16 protein-coding genes and 1 riboswitch are annotated in these 17,379 nt (G+C 33.0%); all 16 genes read right to left on the bottom strand.

The genetic code is table 11. The features are described from left to right. Positions 1–47: 47 nt before the first annotated feature. Complete coding sequence (locus ABWU86_RS04070) at positions 48–323, bottom strand: HU family DNA-binding protein (protein ID WP_053950088.1); 276 nt, start codon at positions 321–323, stop codon at positions 48–50. 171 nt (positions 324–494) lie between these two features. Then, on the bottom strand, positions 495–1,802 hold the full coding sequence (gene der, locus ABWU86_RS04065) for a ribosome biogenesis GTPase Der (RefSeq protein ID WP_053950089.1): 1,308 nt from the start codon (positions 1,800–1,802) through the stop codon (positions 495–497). Positions 1,803–1,880: 78 nt separating this feature from the next. Next, positions 1,881–3,098, bottom strand: a complete 1,218-nt coding sequence (gene rpsA / locus ABWU86_RS04060; RefSeq protein WP_353321555.1) for a 30S ribosomal protein S1 — start codon at positions 3,096–3,098, stop codon at positions 1,881–1,883. A gap of 76 nt (positions 3,099–3,174) precedes the next feature. After that, a complete protein-coding gene (gene cmk, locus ABWU86_RS04055; protein ID WP_293792851.1) occupies positions 3,175–3,855 on the bottom strand; it encodes a (d)CMP kinase in 681 nt (226 codons plus the stop codon). Positions 3,856–3,874: 19 nt separating this feature from the next. Continuing rightward, positions 3,875–4,405, bottom strand: a complete 531-nt coding sequence (locus tag ABWU86_RS04050) for a LysM peptidoglycan-binding domain-containing protein (protein WP_293792852.1) — start codon at positions 4,403–4,405, stop codon at positions 3,875–3,877. Between the two features lie 50 nt (positions 4,406–4,455). Further along, positions 4,456–5,901: a RecQ family ATP-dependent DNA helicase gene (locus ABWU86_RS04045; protein ID WP_353321553.1), complete on the bottom strand. Its 1,446-nt coding sequence runs from the start codon at positions 5,899–5,901 to the stop codon at positions 4,456–4,458. Next, entirely contained in the window at positions 5,894–6,964 is a 1,071-nt protein-coding gene (locus tag ABWU86_RS04040; RefSeq protein WP_353321551.1) for a helix-turn-helix domain-containing protein, read from the bottom strand. Before ABWU86_RS04040 ends, ABWU86_RS04045 begins: the two co-directional genes overlap by 8 nt. Next, on the bottom strand, positions 6,933–7,514 hold the full coding sequence (locus ABWU86_RS04035; protein WP_293792858.1) for an ECF transporter S component: 582 nt from the start codon (positions 7,512–7,514) through the stop codon (positions 6,933–6,935). Before ABWU86_RS04035 ends, ABWU86_RS04040 begins: the two co-directional genes overlap by 32 nt. A gap of 83 nt (positions 7,515–7,597) precedes the next feature. Further along, positions 7,598–7,719, bottom strand: a riboswitch (FMN riboswitch). A 58-nt stretch (positions 7,720–7,777) separates the two neighbouring features. Next, the gene (locus ABWU86_RS04030; RefSeq protein ID WP_053950096.1) at positions 7,778–8,503 is read right to left on the bottom strand and encodes a pseudouridine synthase; all 726 of its coding nucleotides are present in this window, start codon (positions 8,501–8,503) and stop codon (positions 7,778–7,780) included. Further along, the gene (gene scpB / locus ABWU86_RS04025) at positions 8,472–9,032 is read right to left on the bottom strand and encodes an SMC-Scp complex subunit ScpB (RefSeq protein WP_353321548.1); all 561 of its coding nucleotides are present in this window, start codon (positions 9,030–9,032) and stop codon (positions 8,472–8,474) included. Before scpB ends, ABWU86_RS04030 begins: the two co-directional genes overlap by 32 nt. Next, the gene (locus ABWU86_RS04020; protein WP_293792861.1) at positions 9,033–9,785 is read right to left on the bottom strand and encodes a segregation and condensation protein A; all 753 of its coding nucleotides are present in this window, start codon (positions 9,783–9,785) and stop codon (positions 9,033–9,035) included. Beyond that, positions 9,766–10,134, bottom strand: coding sequence for a hypothetical protein (locus tag ABWU86_RS04015; RefSeq protein ID WP_293792862.1), 369 nt, complete (start codon positions 10,132–10,134; stop codon positions 9,766–9,768). The genes ABWU86_RS04020 and ABWU86_RS04015 overlap by 20 nt, the downstream gene beginning before the upstream one ends. A gap of 20 nt (positions 10,135–10,154) precedes the next feature. After that, positions 10,155–11,042 carry a site-specific tyrosine recombinase XerD gene (gene xerD / locus ABWU86_RS04010; RefSeq protein ID WP_293792863.1) on the bottom strand — a complete coding sequence of 296 codons (888 nt, stop codon included), beginning with the start codon at positions 11,040–11,042 and terminating at the stop codon, positions 10,155–10,157. 14 nt (positions 11,043–11,056) lie between these two features. Then, positions 11,057–11,941 carry a CvfB family protein gene (locus ABWU86_RS04005; protein WP_293792865.1) on the bottom strand — a complete coding sequence of 295 codons (885 nt, stop codon included), beginning with the start codon at positions 11,939–11,941 and terminating at the stop codon, positions 11,057–11,059. A 106-nt stretch (positions 11,942–12,047) separates the two neighbouring features. After that, positions 12,048–13,808, bottom strand: coding sequence for a pyruvate kinase (pyk, locus tag ABWU86_RS04000; protein ID WP_293792866.1), 1,761 nt, complete (start codon positions 13,806–13,808; stop codon positions 12,048–12,050). Between the two features lie 137 nt (positions 13,809–13,945). After that, positions 13,946–17,314, bottom strand: a complete 3,369-nt coding sequence (gene dnaE / locus ABWU86_RS03995; protein WP_353321544.1) for a DNA polymerase III subunit alpha — start codon at positions 17,312–17,314, stop codon at positions 13,946–13,948. Between the last annotated feature and the right edge of the window lie 65 nt (positions 17,315–17,379).

Below are 17,379 nucleotides of genomic sequence, written 5' to 3'. Positions count from 1 at the left end.
CCGGTTCGACATTTGTCGGACCAGCCTAATTATAAAGCAAGCTGTTATTATTTAACAGCATCCTTTAAAGCCTTACCTGGTTTGAAAGCAGGCACTTTACTTGCAGGAATTTGAATTTCTGCACCAGTTTGAGGGTTACGACCCTTACGAGCAGCACGTTCACGTACTTCGAAGTTACCGAAGCCGATTAATTGTACCTTTTCGCCCTTAGCTAAACTACCTTGGATTGATTCAAAAACAGCATCAACTGCTGAAGTTGCATCCTTCTTAGTCAAACCAGTTTTAGTAGCTACGTCGCTTACTAATTCCGCCTTATTAGCCATGTGTTTCACCTCCCACAATGTTCGGAAAACAATAATGCTTTTCGACTTATGTAATCACAACAAATTAATGTCATTACATTTATTCAAGATATCACATAAACGCCTACAATTCAACGATTTTATTATTTTTTTCACATAATTTATAAAAAAGTTAGAATTAATAGTTACTGTCTACTTGCGCTTTCTAGAAATTATTTTAATAGGGGTCCCAGAGAAATCAAAATGTTCTCTAATTTGATTTTCAATATATCTTCTATATGAGAAATGCATTAAATCTTCATCATTTACAAAGATCACCAAAGTAGGTGGTTCACTCTTCACTTGAGTTGCGTAGTAAATTCTTAACTTACGACCATTAATACTTGGAGTTGGTGTCATTGCAATTGCATCCATCAAGACATCGTTAAGCATAGATGAAGAAATTCGCTTAGCATGGTTATCATAAACACGTTTAATCAATTCTGGAATTTGATTTAATCTTTGCTTGGTAAGTGCCGAAACGAATAGGATTGGTGCATATGAAAGGTATTGGAATTGACTTCTTATCCCAGCTTCAAATTCTTGTTGAGTTTTGCTGGTCTTTTTAAGTGTATCCCATTTATTAACAATGATAATGATTCCCTTACCACCTTCATGGGCATATCCGGCAATTCTCTTATCTTGTTCTCGAATACCTTCTTCAGCATTCAAAACAATTAGCGCTACATCACTGTTATCAATTGCTTTCATTGCTCTTAATACTGAGTAGCGTTCGGTATTTTCATACACTTTACCACGTTTTCTTAAACCAGCAGTATCAACCATTGTGAATTCTTGGCCATCTTGTTCGAATTCAGTATTAATGGCATCTCGAGTGGTTCCAGCAACGTTAGAAACGATAACTCTTTCTTCACCCAAAATAGCATTAACTAATGATGATTTTCCAACATTTGGTCGACCAATCAAACTAAAACGAATTTTATCGTCATTTTCTTCTTCTGTTTCTTCTTTAAAGTGTTTGATAACTTCATCTAATAAATCACCTAGACCTAATCCATGGGCCCCAGAGATTGGATATGGGTCGCCAAAACCTAATGAATAAAAGTCGTAGATGCTTGATCTACTTTCGAAATTATCAACTTTATTAACAGCTAATACGATTGGTTTGTTAGTTCTGTATAAAATTCTAGCAATGTTATCATCAGCGTTGGTAATTCCTTCTTTACCATTAACCATAAAGATAATTACATCAGCTTCTTCAATTGCTATTTCAGCTTGCGCGGTAATTTGTTTAACAAAAGGTTGATCACCGATTTCAATACCACCTGTATCAATCATACTAAACTCGTGACCTAACCACTCACCGTGAGAATAAATTCTATCACGGGTTACTCCTGGAGTATCTTCTACAATCGAAATTCTCTCACCGGCAATTCGGTTAAAAATTGTTGATTTCCCAACATTTGGTCTTCCAACAATTGCAACTGTAGGTAAACCCATTAGCATTCACCCTTTCCTTACTTCATTAAAAAAATATCCTTCACCAAAAATGAAGGATATTTTTAAAGATTGAAAATATTATTGATTATCTTCGTCTAATCCTTTACCAACAATGTCACCTAAAGTGAATCCATTTTCTTCTTCAGGAGCATTTTCAGTAGCATTATCAGTAGCTTCGACTTGTTCGTTTGAACCTTGTGCATTTTCTGGTTCTGGTTCAAGATCTCTTAATGATAAAGCTAAACGATGTTCACTAGGGTTAACATCTAATACTTTAGCATCAACAGTTTCACCAACTTTAAGTACGTCTGATGGCGCATTAACATGCTTGTGTGAAATTTGTGAAATGTGAATTAATCCTTCAACACCAGGAATTACTTCAGCAAAGGCACCAAAATCAACGATTCTCTTAATAGTTACCTTAACAGTACTACCTTGAGGTGCTTTTTCTTCAATTTCATCCCATGGTTGAGCTTGAGTTTGTTTGATTGAAAGTGAGATTCTGCCACGTTCTTCGTCCATAGCAATAACCTTAACTTTTACATCTTGACCGTTTTCAAGAACATCAGCAGGTTTGTTTACACGATCGTATGAAATTTCTGATACGTGAACTAGTCCATCAATTCCGCCTAGATCAACAAATGCACCAAAATCAGTCATACGTGCAACTTTACCTTCAACAACGTCACCAACGTTTAATTTACCCATAACTTCACTACGTGCTGCTTCTTGGTTCTTAGCAACGACATCACTATGTGATAGAACTAAACGATTCTTTTCAGGTACGATTTCAACAATTTTACATTCGAATTCTTGACCGTTATATTGACTTAGGTTTCTAACAAAATGGTTAGTAATCATTGATGCAGGGATAAATCCGCGTACACCAGCATTTACTACTAAACCACCACGAACTGCGTTTTGTACAGTAACGTTAATTGTTTCATTGTTTTCAGCTTTAGCTTTTAATTCATCCCAAACCTTACGTTCTTCTAAACGACGGATTGATAGAAGGAAGCTTCCGCCTTCTTTATCGTCACCAATACGTGAGATAACAACAAATTTACCTTTGTCTCCAACTTTAAATTTGCTTTCTACATCTTCAACAGGTTGAGATGATAGTTCACGACGAGGAACAACCCCTTCAACCCCAGCATTATCGATACCAATAATTAATTGATGATCCTTATCAAAGGCTAAAATTTCACCTTCAACAACATCGTTGATATTAACTTGGTCCACGCTATCCAAGGCTTCTAATAAATCTTTGTTTGTTTGTTCATCTGATTCACTCATGTGATATTCCTCCTTGAGACTACTATAATTATTATTTTAGACTATGTTATTAATAAAATCTAGTTTATTGACTAATTTATAGTGATAGTTTTTTATTAATTTCATCAGAGATGGCATCAACTACTTGATCAATTGACATTGATGTTGTATCAATTTCAATAGCGTCAGCAGCTTTAGTTAATGGTGATACCTCTCTATGCGAGTCTTTGTAGTCTCTTTCTTCGATTTCTTTCTTCAATTGTTCTAGTGGAACATGAATACCTTTTTCTTCGTTATCTTTGAAACGACGATCAGCTCTTTCTTCCACACTAGCAATTAAGAAGATTTTTACTTCTGCATTTGGTAACACTGTTGTTCCGATATCTCTACCGTCCATAACAATACCACCTTTAGCAGCAATTTCTTGTTGTCTTTCAACTAATTCAGCTCTTACTGCTCCTAAACTAGCAACAGTGGAAACGTTATTAGTAACATCTTCTTGTCGAATATCATTAGTTACCTCATTACCATCTAAGAAAACTTTTTGTTGTTTTTCACCTGGTTCAAAGGTAATTTCTGTATCATTCAACATTTTTAAAATAACTTGTTCATCATCTAAAGGTAAATTGTTTCTAATTGCCTTTAGAGTTGTTGATCTATACATTGCACCAGTATCGCAATAAATATATGAAAATCTTGTTGCGACTAACTTGGCAACTGTACTTTTTCCAGCAGATGCTGGTCCATCGATTGCTACTTGTAACTTACTATTATCCATAAAATTTAACACCACTTAATTATCTTACTCTGATTTTTTGGTTGGCAACCACTTTGTTAGCATCAGTGATACCGTTTAGTTTCATTAGTTGTTGAACTGAAATGTTATAACGTTTAGAAACTTGATATAAGTCTGTCATTCCATTTTGACCAATTACAACATAACTATTATTAGTTGTAGCAGCTTGTGATTGACTAGTTGTGCTTGCTGAACTACTTTGCATGCTAGCTGATGAGCTACTGTTACTACTTGCATCGCTACTCATGGAACTGCTCATTGATGAACTACTCATTGAGCTTGAAGATGACATTGAGCTTGATTCTTCTTTTTCTTTCTTCATCTTATGACTACTTGAAGAAACACTTGTGGATGTTGATGTAGAATCAGTTGTACTATCGTTACTTGGGCTACTAATCATACCAAATACTAATGCACTTAATCCAATTACTACAAGAATTGTAATTAAAACGATTGCAATGGTTTTGTGACCACGATGCTTTCTTCTAGCTTCTACTCTTGAATATGAATTGTTATCGTCGTTATTATTCAAAATAATGACCTCCTATTTATTTCTTATGTCTTAATTATACATGAATTTAACTAATTAGAAAAAAGAGATTGTATAATATTCTGCCATTTTTCTCTTTTCTGCTTAGTTTCCATATCTTTATTAATGGAAATCAAATCCATATGGTCTAATTTTAATTCCGTCTGCTTTCCATTACAACATTGATTATCATGATTATTGAAATTTTCGTTAAAATGATGCAATAATTTCTCTCTATAACAGCCATTTGAATGAACATATTCTACGATGTCGTTTAAGGATGTAATAAGTTCATTTTTTCTGCTAAAGAAAATGGACTTGGTTTCTTCTAAGTCATATCCCTTTTCAAAATAGTAGCGAACTAACTCTCCTTTTTCATCCAAACTAGCTTTTAATAGTTTTTCACTATTATGGTAAAAGAAATCAATCATATCTTCTGTCGGAATAGCTTCATCAATAAATCGATATTGTAGTACTTCATCTTTTTCTCGATAAAGAATATAAGATATGCTTTGTTGACCATCCCTACCTGCTCTTCCCATTTCCTGGACATAAGATTCTAGGTTTGATGGCATATGATAATGAATAACAAATCTAATATTATCTTTATCAATTCCCATGCCAAAGGCACTTGTGGCGCAAATTACATCAATTTTATCATTGATGAACTGATGTTGAATTTTATATCTGCTATCATTATCTATATCAGCATGATATGCCTCCACAGATAAATTAGTTTGCTCATTCAACCATCTACAAACTGAATTGGCTACTTTTTTACTAGAGAAATATATAATTCCTGGTTTTTTAACTTTATTAACTAGAGATAATAAGCGTTCATTTTTTTCATTTTGATCATCAATAATTTCAACATCTAATGCAATATTTGGCCTATTGGCAGAATATTTAATCACGTTTAAATTCACAATTCCGATTTTATTCTTTATATCGTCAATAACTTCATTCGATGCCGTGGCTGTTAATAATAGCGTTAGAGGTGAATCTAAAAATGATATGATTCTTTTCAAATTTAGATATTCCGGTCTAAAATCTGGTCCCCATTGATTAATACAATGCGCTTCATCGACAACAAATAAACTAATGTTTATCTTTTTTAAATTAGCCAAAATTTCATCATTTGATAACATTTCTGGAGATACATAAATATATTTATAATTTGCTAAATTTTGAGTGATTTTTTTCTTTTCATACCAATTCAAACTAGAATTTAAGGCGATTGTTCTCTTTTCTCCTAAAAATCGCATTCTATCAACTTGATCTTGCATCAAAGATATTAACGGAGAAACAATTATCACTGTACCTTCACTGAACTTTCCCATGTATTGGTATATCAGCGTCTTTCCGGTTCCTGTCGGTAATACCGCTAGAGTGTCTTCTTTTTGAATCAGCGCTTTAATCACATCTAATTGTCCGGTTCTAAAAGAATCATAACCAAACCATTTCTTTAAATTGCTTTTTAAACTAATATTATCAATCATTTGGCTTACTCCTCATAATTTGATAGATTCTGAATTCAAAAAAAGAAAACTCTTGATTGCTAATATTTTCATTATATTGCCAATCATCAATATTATTAGCTTGATAATATTGATCTAAAACATTTTCTTTTTCTTCACTAATAATCAGTTTATATGGAAATTCTTTTTTGGGCATCCAAATTGCACATTCTAACAGATGCTCTCTAATAGTAGAATTTCTTAATTTATTATTTTCGGCAATTTCTCGAATGGTTTTACCATATTTAAATTCATTATATGTGTTTAATGCATGTTTATTAGTACGAAGAACTTTTATATCAACTAATAATTCTTTTAATAGGTCATCATCATCATTTTCGATATATTCAATCAAATCGACTAATAAATCATATTGAAAGAAATATTCTTCCAAAGCGCTAAGGTTCATCTCATTAGCTATCTGTTGATTGGTCATCCCATATCGCTGATATCCGACAAACATCTGTGCAAATATGTTAGCGCAATTTTCATCGATTGAGGCCAGATAATTAGTTAAGTATTCTTTCATTCGATCTGGCAATGCATTTTTATGTGTTTTAAACCATTTTTTTACTAATGATGCACTTTTTAAATCTGTTGTTACAGGATAATAATTGCTATTTTTATAACTGTATTCAGAAGCTACTTGAATTGCTAATAATAACCTTGATTTGAAAGCTATGACATCATAATCATAATAGTTCAATTTTGTCTTTAATATGTAAAAGGATTCTAAAATAGAATCCTTTTCTTTTTGACCTTTTGTAGTCAATATATATTTATATTCATCAACCTGTTCAACATAGCCTTTTTGTATCAGCTGATTTAATTGAGCAGGCATTTTATCTAAATTAAAGTTCTTTAAAATTGCTGAATATTCTAATAATCCGTATCTCATTCCCCAAAAAAGAGTAGAAACGGTTCTCTTCCCAACCAATAGATTTTGAATTAACTTTTGTCTTCTTGGTTGCTTATTTGATAGACACAATATTAAGAACTTTATATTCATTAGATTATCTCTTTTCTTTATATTTTGACCAAGCATTGCTTCTGTTATAAATGATAACAAAAACAATCCCTACAAATAAACCTTTTAGTAAATTAAATGGTGCAACTGTATAAATAATTGAATCTAATAAACTAAAGCTCAATTTGAAACCTGCCAAACTTATATATAGTGGTGTAATAATCAAATAGTTTAACAAACTCATGACAATCGTTAACATCAATGTTTCAATCAAAATCATCGCAATATATTTTTTCTTGCCTTCGAACATTTTATCAGCAACTGTAACTGATAAAACAATCGTAATACTTGCGATTAATAGTGCCATAACCCCAATCAAACTAATTAAAGATGGACCCGTAAAAATAAAGTACAATAATGCTCTTAATACGGCTACGATTAATCCACTTCTTGTTGAAATTAAAACTGTGGCTAATAATATTGGAATGTCACCAAAATCTAACTTCATGTAAGGTGCAATCGGAATTAAAGGTACCGATAAATAAGTTAGCAAGTATGCTAAACCACCTAAAACTGAAACTTGAACTAAGTTTCTTAAACTAAAACTACTACTACTTCTTCTTTCCATCATAAATCCTCCAATGAGGAATATCTTCAAAAAAAATCCCGTTAACCTTTTACAGATCAACGGGCATTTGTGCATACTCAAAAAGAGATCTTCTTTATACCAGACTATACTGTCGGCTTTGGAATTTCACCAAATCAACTATCATTTAGATAGGTAGCGGGCTATAACCGCCGGTCGGGAATCACACCCTGCCCTGAAGATAAACCAATTTATTAATTTTCAAAAATAATAATATAAAATTACCAAACAAAACACAAGTCTTTTTATCTTTTTTCTGTAATTTCGTATAACTTTTCAACCTCGAACTTTTTAAGTGGTCGATAATCACCTGGTTGTAACCCTCTTAAATTCAAGAACGCAAAAGATTCTCGCTTAAGCTTTTTAACTGGGTGTCCAACAGCCTTAAACATGTTCTTAACCTCATGGTTTTTTCCTTCATGAATAGTTAGTTGTACCACTGCAGTTTTCTTACTTGTATCAGTTTCTAACACATTAGTTTTAGCTGGACTAGTCTTATGACCATTTACTACAACCCCAATGCGAAGTTGTTTTAATTCGTCATTAGTAGGAATTCCTTCCACTTTAGCAACATAAGTTTTTTCTACTTCATATTTCGGATGAGTAAGACGATTGTCTAAATCACCATCATTGGTCATTAATAATAGACCTGAAGTGTCATAATCAAGTCTACCTACTGGATAAATTCTTTGTTCAACATCTTCAAAGAAATCTAATACTGTTTTACGTGACTTTTCATCAGAAACTGAAGTAATAATACGACGAGGTTTATAAAATAAGTAGTAAACAGGTGCTTCTTTATTGATTGGTAAACCATCAACTTGCACTTCATCTGACACCTTTACCTTTGTACCTAGTTCAGTTACTACTTGACCATTTACTTTTACTCGTCCTGCTAAAATAATTTCTTCTGACTTTCTTCTAGAAGCAACTCCGGCCTTAGCCATTATTTTCTGAAGTCTCTCCGCCATAATCTTCCTCCTTGATTAAAATCTCATTTTCTATTTTTGGCAATTCGTCTAACGATTTAATTCCAAATAGTTTTAAAAAGTTATCAGTTGTTTTATACAATTTGGGATGTCCTGGAACTTTTTTGTATCCCGAAGTTTCAATCAATCCTTGTCTCAATAATCTTTGAACTGTCTTGCTACTGTTAACTCCTCTAATATCATCGACTTCAACTCTTGTAATTGGTTGGTTATACGCAATAATTGTCAAAGCTTCTAATGCAGTTTGGGTTAAAGAAATACTTTCATCACTCTTCAAATATTCCTTCATCAAATCGTCTAATTCTTCCTTGGTTGCTAATCGATATTTATTAGCATATTGAATAATTGTAAATGCTGATTCATCACGATTAAACTTATCAGATAGTTGATTGATGAGTTCGTGCAAATTATCAGCATCTAGCTTTAGCATTTCAATTAGTTGATCTTCACTAATTCCATCTTCTCCGGAAATATATATTAATCCTTCTAATTCGGCTAACTTATTAACCACTTACTCATCACCTACTTCAACTTGTTCTAAATAAATTTTATCATCGACTTGACCAACACTAATTTTATGTTCTTTAACCAACTCTAATAACGATAAGAATGTAGTTACCACCATCTCAATATTATTAGTATTCTCAAACAATTGATCAAATTCGACATGTTTTTGCTGTGATAATTTTTCCATGACAAATTCAGATTGTTCCTTAACTGTAAATTGCCATTCTATCACTGAATGCACATATGGTTCATTTGCTTTAATTTTATCAATAACTCTATCAAAAGCTTGTTGAATAAGTCTAACATTGAATTTATGATTGCCATTAAAATCAATCATTTCATCAACGGTTGGTAAAGTTGGATCAACACTATGATACTTTGCACTTTTAGTTTCCATCTGTTTTAAAACTTTAGAAACTTCTTTATATTCTTGATAAATTAACAATTGATTAACTAATTCATCACGTGGATCTTCATAATCATCATTTTCATCAATCTCATCGTTTCTAGGTAACAATAGCTTAGACTTAATTGCCATTAGATTTGAAGCCATCACAAAATATTCCCCAGCAATATTAACGTTTAGGTTTTCCATTTCAGTTAGATAACCTAGATATTGCTCAGTTATTTTTTCAATCTGAATATCATAGATATCCATTTCTGATTGCTTTATTAAATGTAAAAGTAATTCTAAGGGACCATCAAAATCATCAATATGAATATTAATATTATTTGAATTATTGAATTCTGGTTCCATTACGTTTCTCCCACAGTTCACAGATTGATGTTGTATCCATTGTTCCAACGATTTTTTGATCCATAAATAAATTAGATAAATCATCTAACATGCTGCAACAATTATTCATACTCCAAGAATCAGGAGTCAAAACAATTCTTCTAAGAACTAACATGCTACCTTTATCTTCAACGGCAATTAATCCGGCCCAATTATCATCTTCATTTTTCCATAAATAAATAATGCGGTTGTCATTATCTTCGTACCAATTCATTTCATCTTCTAGATGGTGTCCTTGGTTCATACCGGGTAGTAACGATAACATGTCCATTGCAATTTTTTTATATTCTAGACGATATTTAAGTAGCATATTAATTCCTCCTAAATTTATTAGGCATGTGGATGAAATTCATCAAAAGCCTTATTAAGATGTTCATGTGATACATGTGTATAAATTTGTGTTGTTGAAATATCAGAATGACCTAAAAGTTCTTGGACAATTCTTAAATCAGCACCATTCTCTAAGATATGTGTAGCAAATGAGTGTCTAAGAGTATGGGGAGTGACATTCTTTTTGATGCCAGCTAAAGCAACATAGTGTTTTAATTTTTGCCAAATACTTTGTCTACTAATGCCACCACCATGTGCGTTTAAAAACAAATATTCAGATCTTCTTTTCTTTAGTAATAAAGGACGACTATTTTCCATATATTCGTATATCCACTTAATCGCTTCAGTCCCAATGGGAATAATTCTTTCTTTATCACCTTTACCGATTGTTTGAATAATTCCCATTTCCAAATGTAAATTATCCATTTTAAGGTTAACTACTTCACTCACTCGTAACCCGGTCGCATACATAACTTCTAATATCGTTCTGTCCCTTATTCCATATTTATCACTAACATCTGGCATTGTTAATAATTTATCGACTTCATTAACAGTTAAGACATCTGGAAAATGACTAGCGCTTTTAGGCGTATCAACATTAACCATTGGATTTTCCATAATGTAATGATATTTATGCAAATAAGAAAAGAACTTTTTCATACTAGAAACAAAGCGAATTACAGAATTTCTGGCTTTGCCCTCGTCCTTCATTTGCTTCATGTATTCTAGAATAGTTTTAGAATCCACTTGCTTAAATGAATCGACTTGTATATCTCTCAAGAAATTAACAAATCCCACAATATCTTGACGGTAACTTTTAATTGTATTGTCAGATAAACCTCTTTCGATCACAAGGTAGTGTAGATAATCTTTAACTTGTTCGTCCATTTAATTCACCAAACTTACTCTAGTTCTGTTTCATTACCTTTTTCAGTTAACTTCATTTGACCATCGGTTTGCTCGATTAATCTATTCTTTAATAAATTACCAACGGCTCTTTTAAATTGACCCTTACTAATTCCAAAGAACTCTTTAATTGATTCTGGTGTGCTCTTATCTGTATATGGAATTGAACCAGATTCAGATTTCTTTAAAACTGTAAAAATCATTTGAGAGTCATCGCTAATCGCTTCATATCCACGTGGTTTCATTGATAAATTAAGTGTTTTGTCCCTTAAAATTCCAATTACTCTTACATCAACATGTTGACCTAATCTTGGTTCTAATTCACGTTCACTAGGATGAATAAATCCAATTCGATAGTCATCAGTAATAACTCTAGTTCCAGCTAATTTAAGACGATAAGTAGTCGCCTTTAAATTACGGTTTTTCATTTTTTCATTGGCAGGAACTGACAAACTTTGGAAAATTTCTTCGTCCGCTAACTCTCCCCAAATACGACCTTTTTTATCAATTTTCAAAGCAATCATTAATCGATCACCATGTTGAGGCCATAACTTTGTTAGTTCAGGTAAATCATCGATAGATACCGCGATATCTTTGTTTGGTAAACCAATGTCGACAAAAACACCTAGTCCAAATTTGCTTTGGACTACAGTACCAAAACCGTAGTGATCTACTTGAACATCCGGAATATTTCTAGTAATTTGCATTTTATGGTCTTCGTTTTCATAGGTAAATCCCTTGAAATTACTTCCAATTTTTAAAGGTTTTTCAATTTCTGATTTATCTAATGAAAAAGTTGTACCTTCAATTTGTACAAAATAACTCTTATCATTTTCATCTGTCACTTTTCCGGAGACAACTCGGCCTAAATATTCGTTCATTAATATTCCTCATTTCGAATCTGTATACCTTAATTCTACACTACTTTACATAATATTTCGATAAAAAAAGAGGATGCATTAAATGCATCCTCTTTAAAACTATTTATTATAGTGAGTTAGCGGCACCACTGTAAACAATACCTCTACGTGAATCAACTGTAATAGTTTGACCATCAGAGATGTTTTCAGTAGCTCCCTTAGCACCAACAATAACAGGAATTCCTAATGAAATACCTAGAACTGCAGCGTGTGAAGTCATTCCACCATCTTCTACAATAACAGCACTTGCCTTCTTAATAGCTGGCAAGAAGTCTTTGTTGGTATTCTTTGCTACCAACACGCCACCGTCAACAGCTTTGCTGTTTGCGTCGGCAGCGTTACTTGCTAAAAAAGCCTTACCGATAACAGTCTTGTCACCAACACCTTGGCCTTGAGCAAGTTCAGAACCAATTAATTTAACGCTCATTACGTTAGTAGTACCTTTTTCGCCAACAGGTAAACCTGCAACTACAAGGATTAAGTCGCCTTCTTTAGCTAGGCCAGTTTCAACAGCTTTCTTAGCTGCGAAATCAAACATGCCATCACTGTTTTCAGGCTTGTCTACAACGATTGGGTGAACACCCCAGTTAACCATTAAACCACGACGTACGCGATCATCGAAAGTTAAAGCTAAGATGTCAGCATTTGGATGGTATTTTGAAATCATACGAGCTGAGTAACCAGTTGAAGTAGTAGTTACAACAGTCTTAATGTCAAGATCTCTAACCATGTCAGCAACTTGCTTACCGAATGCTTCAGTAACGTCACCGTTCTTGAATTCAGGACGTGGGTCACCGTATTCATCGTAGTGGCTTTCTGCCATTTCATCAAGCTTAGCCATAGTAGCAACAGCTTCAGCAGGGTAGTCACCGTTAGCACTTTCACCTGAAAGCATAGTAGCGTCAGTACCGCTTAATACAGCGTATTCAACGTCTGATGCTTCAGCACGTGTAGGACGTGGGTTTTCTTGCATTGAGTCCAACATTTGAGTTGCAGTAATAACAGGTTTACCCATTTCGTTACATCTGTGGATTAAGTGTTTTTGAACGATTGGAACATTTTCTGCTGGAATTTCAACAGCCATGTCACCACGAGCAATCATTAAACCATCAGAAACCTTCATAATTTCTTCGAAGTTGTCGATACCTTCTTGTGATTCAATCTTAGGGAAGATTTGAACGTCTTCTTTGTGTTCGTCTTCAAGTAATTTACGGATGTCTAAAACATCTTCTGGTTTTCTTACAAATGAAGCGGCAATAAAGTTAATGTGCATTTCTGAAAGACCGAAACGAATATCGCTTGAATCTTTTTCAGTGATACCTGGTAAGTTAATTGATACACCAGGAGCAGTAACAGTCTTACGTGAACCTAAAACAGCATTGTTTTGGGCAGTAACAACTAGTTCTTTGTTTTCTTGGTCAATTTCATCAATAACTGAGTCTAGGATACCATCATCATATAAGATGTGGCCACCAACATGAACATCAGCTAATAGGCCTGGGTAAGTAACGGCGATTTTTTCTTTAGTACCTTCTAAAGTATCGTCCATTGAAATTCTAAACTGGTCACCAGTGTGGAATTCAATCTTACCTTCTTTTTGCTTAGTAGTACGGATTTCAGCACCCTTAGTATCAAGCATAAGACCAACTGTCTTACCGGTTCTCTTTTCAGCTTCATGAACTTTGTTCAAACGATCAAAGTGTTCTTCATGGTCACCGTGTGAGAAGTTAAATCTGAAAACATTAGCGCCTGATTCGATTAAGTTAACAATAATGTCAACATCAGTACTTGCAGGTCCTAATGTACTTACGATTTTTGTTTTCTTCATAAGTAAAAATCTCTCCTTTTATTTTGTATGGTAAATCATTATTTTGATGTTCCATACATAACTAGGTTTCACACTATAGTGTATCACTTTTTAAAATTTATGTCTTTTATTTTTATAGTTTTTTTCACAATAAAAAATTATTTATATACTACATTACCATTACCTAACAATTGAATAAGTTTACCGTATAATTCTTTGCTACTATCCATACTGTATTTACTTGCTAATTCTTTTTTAGAATTATTAGTTGAATTATAAATAACAACTTTATTCTCACCATGGTTAGTCTTCATTAGTTCATACAACTTGATTGATGTTTCTTTATCGTTATGATCTGCATCAATCTTTAGGTACCATTTTTTTAATTGTCTTTTCTTATTAAAAGCGCTTTTGACGTTTGCAGCTGGCAGAATTTGATTAGCAATTACTTGGACTTCATTATTTCTAAAATCCGTTTTACCGGTAACTAACAAAACGATTCCTCGTTTAAGTAAATTAGCAAATTTCTTAAATGTTGAAGGGAAAACTGTGACACTGATGTTTCCCACTATATCGGTTCCGTTAATAAAGGCCATCTGTTCGCCCTTTTTGGTTTTTATTTCCTTAACGTTTTCAACATATACCAATGTATTTATATTTTCATCCTTGCTGATCATTTGATCAGAAGTAGTGATTTTCATTTCTTGTTTTAAAACGTCATAATCTTCAACCGGATGTCCAGAAAGATAAACCCCTGTGTATTCCATTTCCAAGCTTAACTTCTCTTGTAGGGTCATATCATCACGACGCTTTATTTTCGGTTTTAATGTACTAAATAATTCCTGCGAGGCTCCACTTAAATTAATCGATGATATAAATTCTTCAATTGAATCTGCTAGTTCAGCTCGGTTATATCCAAAGTCATCAAAAGCACCCACAAAAGTAAGTGATTTTAACAAATCAACATCACGGAACTTTTTAGGCATTCTATATATGAATTCTTCTAGCCCCTTATATTCACCATTAAGATTACGTTCTTCAATAATCGCTTGGATAAAATCTTTTCTTAGTCCTTTAACAGCAGCTAAGCCAAATAAAATCCTTCCATCCCTTTCAGTAAAATAAGTCTCAGACTTATTAATATTAGGATGTTCTATTACAATGTTTCTTTTTTTAGCTTCAACGACATATGTGTTCGTTTTGTCATTATTATTTAACACTGAATTTAAGATTGCTACAAAGAATTGCAAACTGTAATTAGTTTTTAAATATGCTAATTCAAATGCCATCTTACTGTATGCCACCGCATGAGATTTATTGAAACCATATCCTGCAAACTTTTCAATATAATCAAATATTTGAACAGCTAATGCCTCACTATAGCCCTTATTAATCGCTCCAGATACAAATTTGTTCTTTAATGCATCCATTGTGCTCTGTTTTTTCTTACTCATTGCACGTCTTAAATTATCAGCTTCTCCTAGTGTAAAGCCACCCATTACGGAAGCGACTTGCATAACTTGTTCTTGATAAACGATGATTCCATAAGTTGGCAACAAGATTGAATCTAGATTAGGATCGAATCTATCAACAGGTTCTTTTCCTTCTTTTCTGCGAATAAATGAATCAATATTTTGCATTGGGCCTGGACGATATAATGCGTTTACAGCTGAAATTTGTCCAAAGTTGTCAGGATGCATTGCCTTTAGCACTCGTTTTATTCCGTTGGATTCAAATTGGAAAACCCCATTTGTATCTCCGTCTTGGAATAACTTTAAAGTTTTGGCATCTGATAAATCAATTTTTTCAATATCAAAATCTGCATCCACATTTTGACGAACTAACGCTACAACTTCTGCTAATATTGATAGGTTTCTTAATCCCAAGAAATCCATTTTAAGCAAACCGATTTGTTCAACATAGTCTTTCGAATATTGTGTCAATAATAGCGCTTCATTCCCACTCTTTAATGGTGATGTTTCGACTATTGGTGTATCACTTAAGATAACTCCAGCGGCATGTGTTCCGCTATGTCTAGGTCTTCCTTCCAATTTAATAGCGGTATCAAACATCAACTTATTCAATGGATTGTCGTTAACTAAATTTTGTAGTCTTTTAGATTCTTTATAAGCGTTGGTTAATTTTATTCTTAATTGATTACTAGGAATGGCTCGACTCCAGTCACTTTGTTGCACTCGACTTAAGCCAAAAGTTCGTCCAATATCTCGAATAACTTGTTTAGCAGACATCGTATCGAACGTCACAATTTGACTAACATGTTCATCACCATATTTATCATGAACATAATTCAAAATGACATCCCTCTTATTATCTGGAATATCTAAATCAATATCCGGCATTTGGCGACGTTCTTCATTCAAAAATCGTTCAAACAACAAATCATATTGGATAGGATCAACATCTGTTATAAATAAACAAAATGATACTAATGAACCTGCCGCAGAACCTCTCCCAGGTCCTGTCATAATATTTTGAGAATGAGCATAGTTAATCACATCCCACACAATTAAAAAGTAATCGTTAAAGCCCATTTTATCAATTACTGATAATTCATATCCCAGCCTATCAATGTATGTTTGCCAATTATTTTTGTCTATTTTTAATTTTGCGACCCTTTGTCGTAATCCTTGCACACAAAGTTTCTTTAAAAATTCCTTTGAAGATAATCCTAAATCATTCACATAATGTGGTAAGACCGGTTGCTTTTTATCAATGACAACATCTGTACTATCAGCTATTTTTTGATTATTTAGCAATGAATCTTCTAATCCAGCATCTATGTAACGCTTGATCACTTCATAACGATGGTCTAGCCATTTGTTAGTCTTTTCATGACTAGCATTTAGTGGATTCGGAAATTTTTCGTTTTGGTCAATCTTTTTCATAACTTGTAACGCAAAATAATCATCCTGATTAATCAGTTGTACTTTAGAAGAAGCGACTGATTGAATATTCATGGATTGATTGATATTAGTTAAGTAGTTTCTATATTCAACGTTGTTGATATTATCTTCACTTAATCCCATAAATATCGCTTGATCATCTTTATGATCAGCTATTTTTTGAATAGTTTCTTCTAATGTTTGTAAATCTCCGTTATTAAACAAATCTATCCATTCACCATAATCAGGGATGATTACAATATTATGGGCTAAGTATGAGTAAAGATTGTCTAATTCAATTTTTTCAGATTCACTTGTCATTATCAAAGTTGATAATTTCATCAAGTTTTTATATCCGTCGTTATCTCTAGCGAGCAATACCAATTGATTTCTACTGTCATTAGTTGTGATAGCTGCTAAATCAATCGTTAGTCCGATGATGGGATGAATATCTTCTTTTATACATGCGTCATAAAACTCAATAGCACCATACATATTATTTTCATCAGTTAAGGCTAGTGACTTGTATCCTCTTTTTTTTGCTGTTGAAATTAATTCATCTATTGAAATCGTACTATTCAATAAACTGTATGAACTCATTAAGTTAAGTGGTGTATAATCCATTAAATCATCCCTTTCCTTAAACCAATTATAACAAAAATACATATGAACTGAATTATTTATAACTG

Origin of the sequence: Apilactobacillus pseudapinorum (assembly GCF_040369555.1) — a bacterium.
In the GTDB taxonomy this organism is placed as follows: Bacteria; Bacillota; Bacilli; order Lactobacillales; family Lactobacillaceae; genus Apilactobacillus.
Note: the sequence above shows the minus strand (reverse complement) of the source record. Positions and strands in the feature narration are given on the sequence as shown.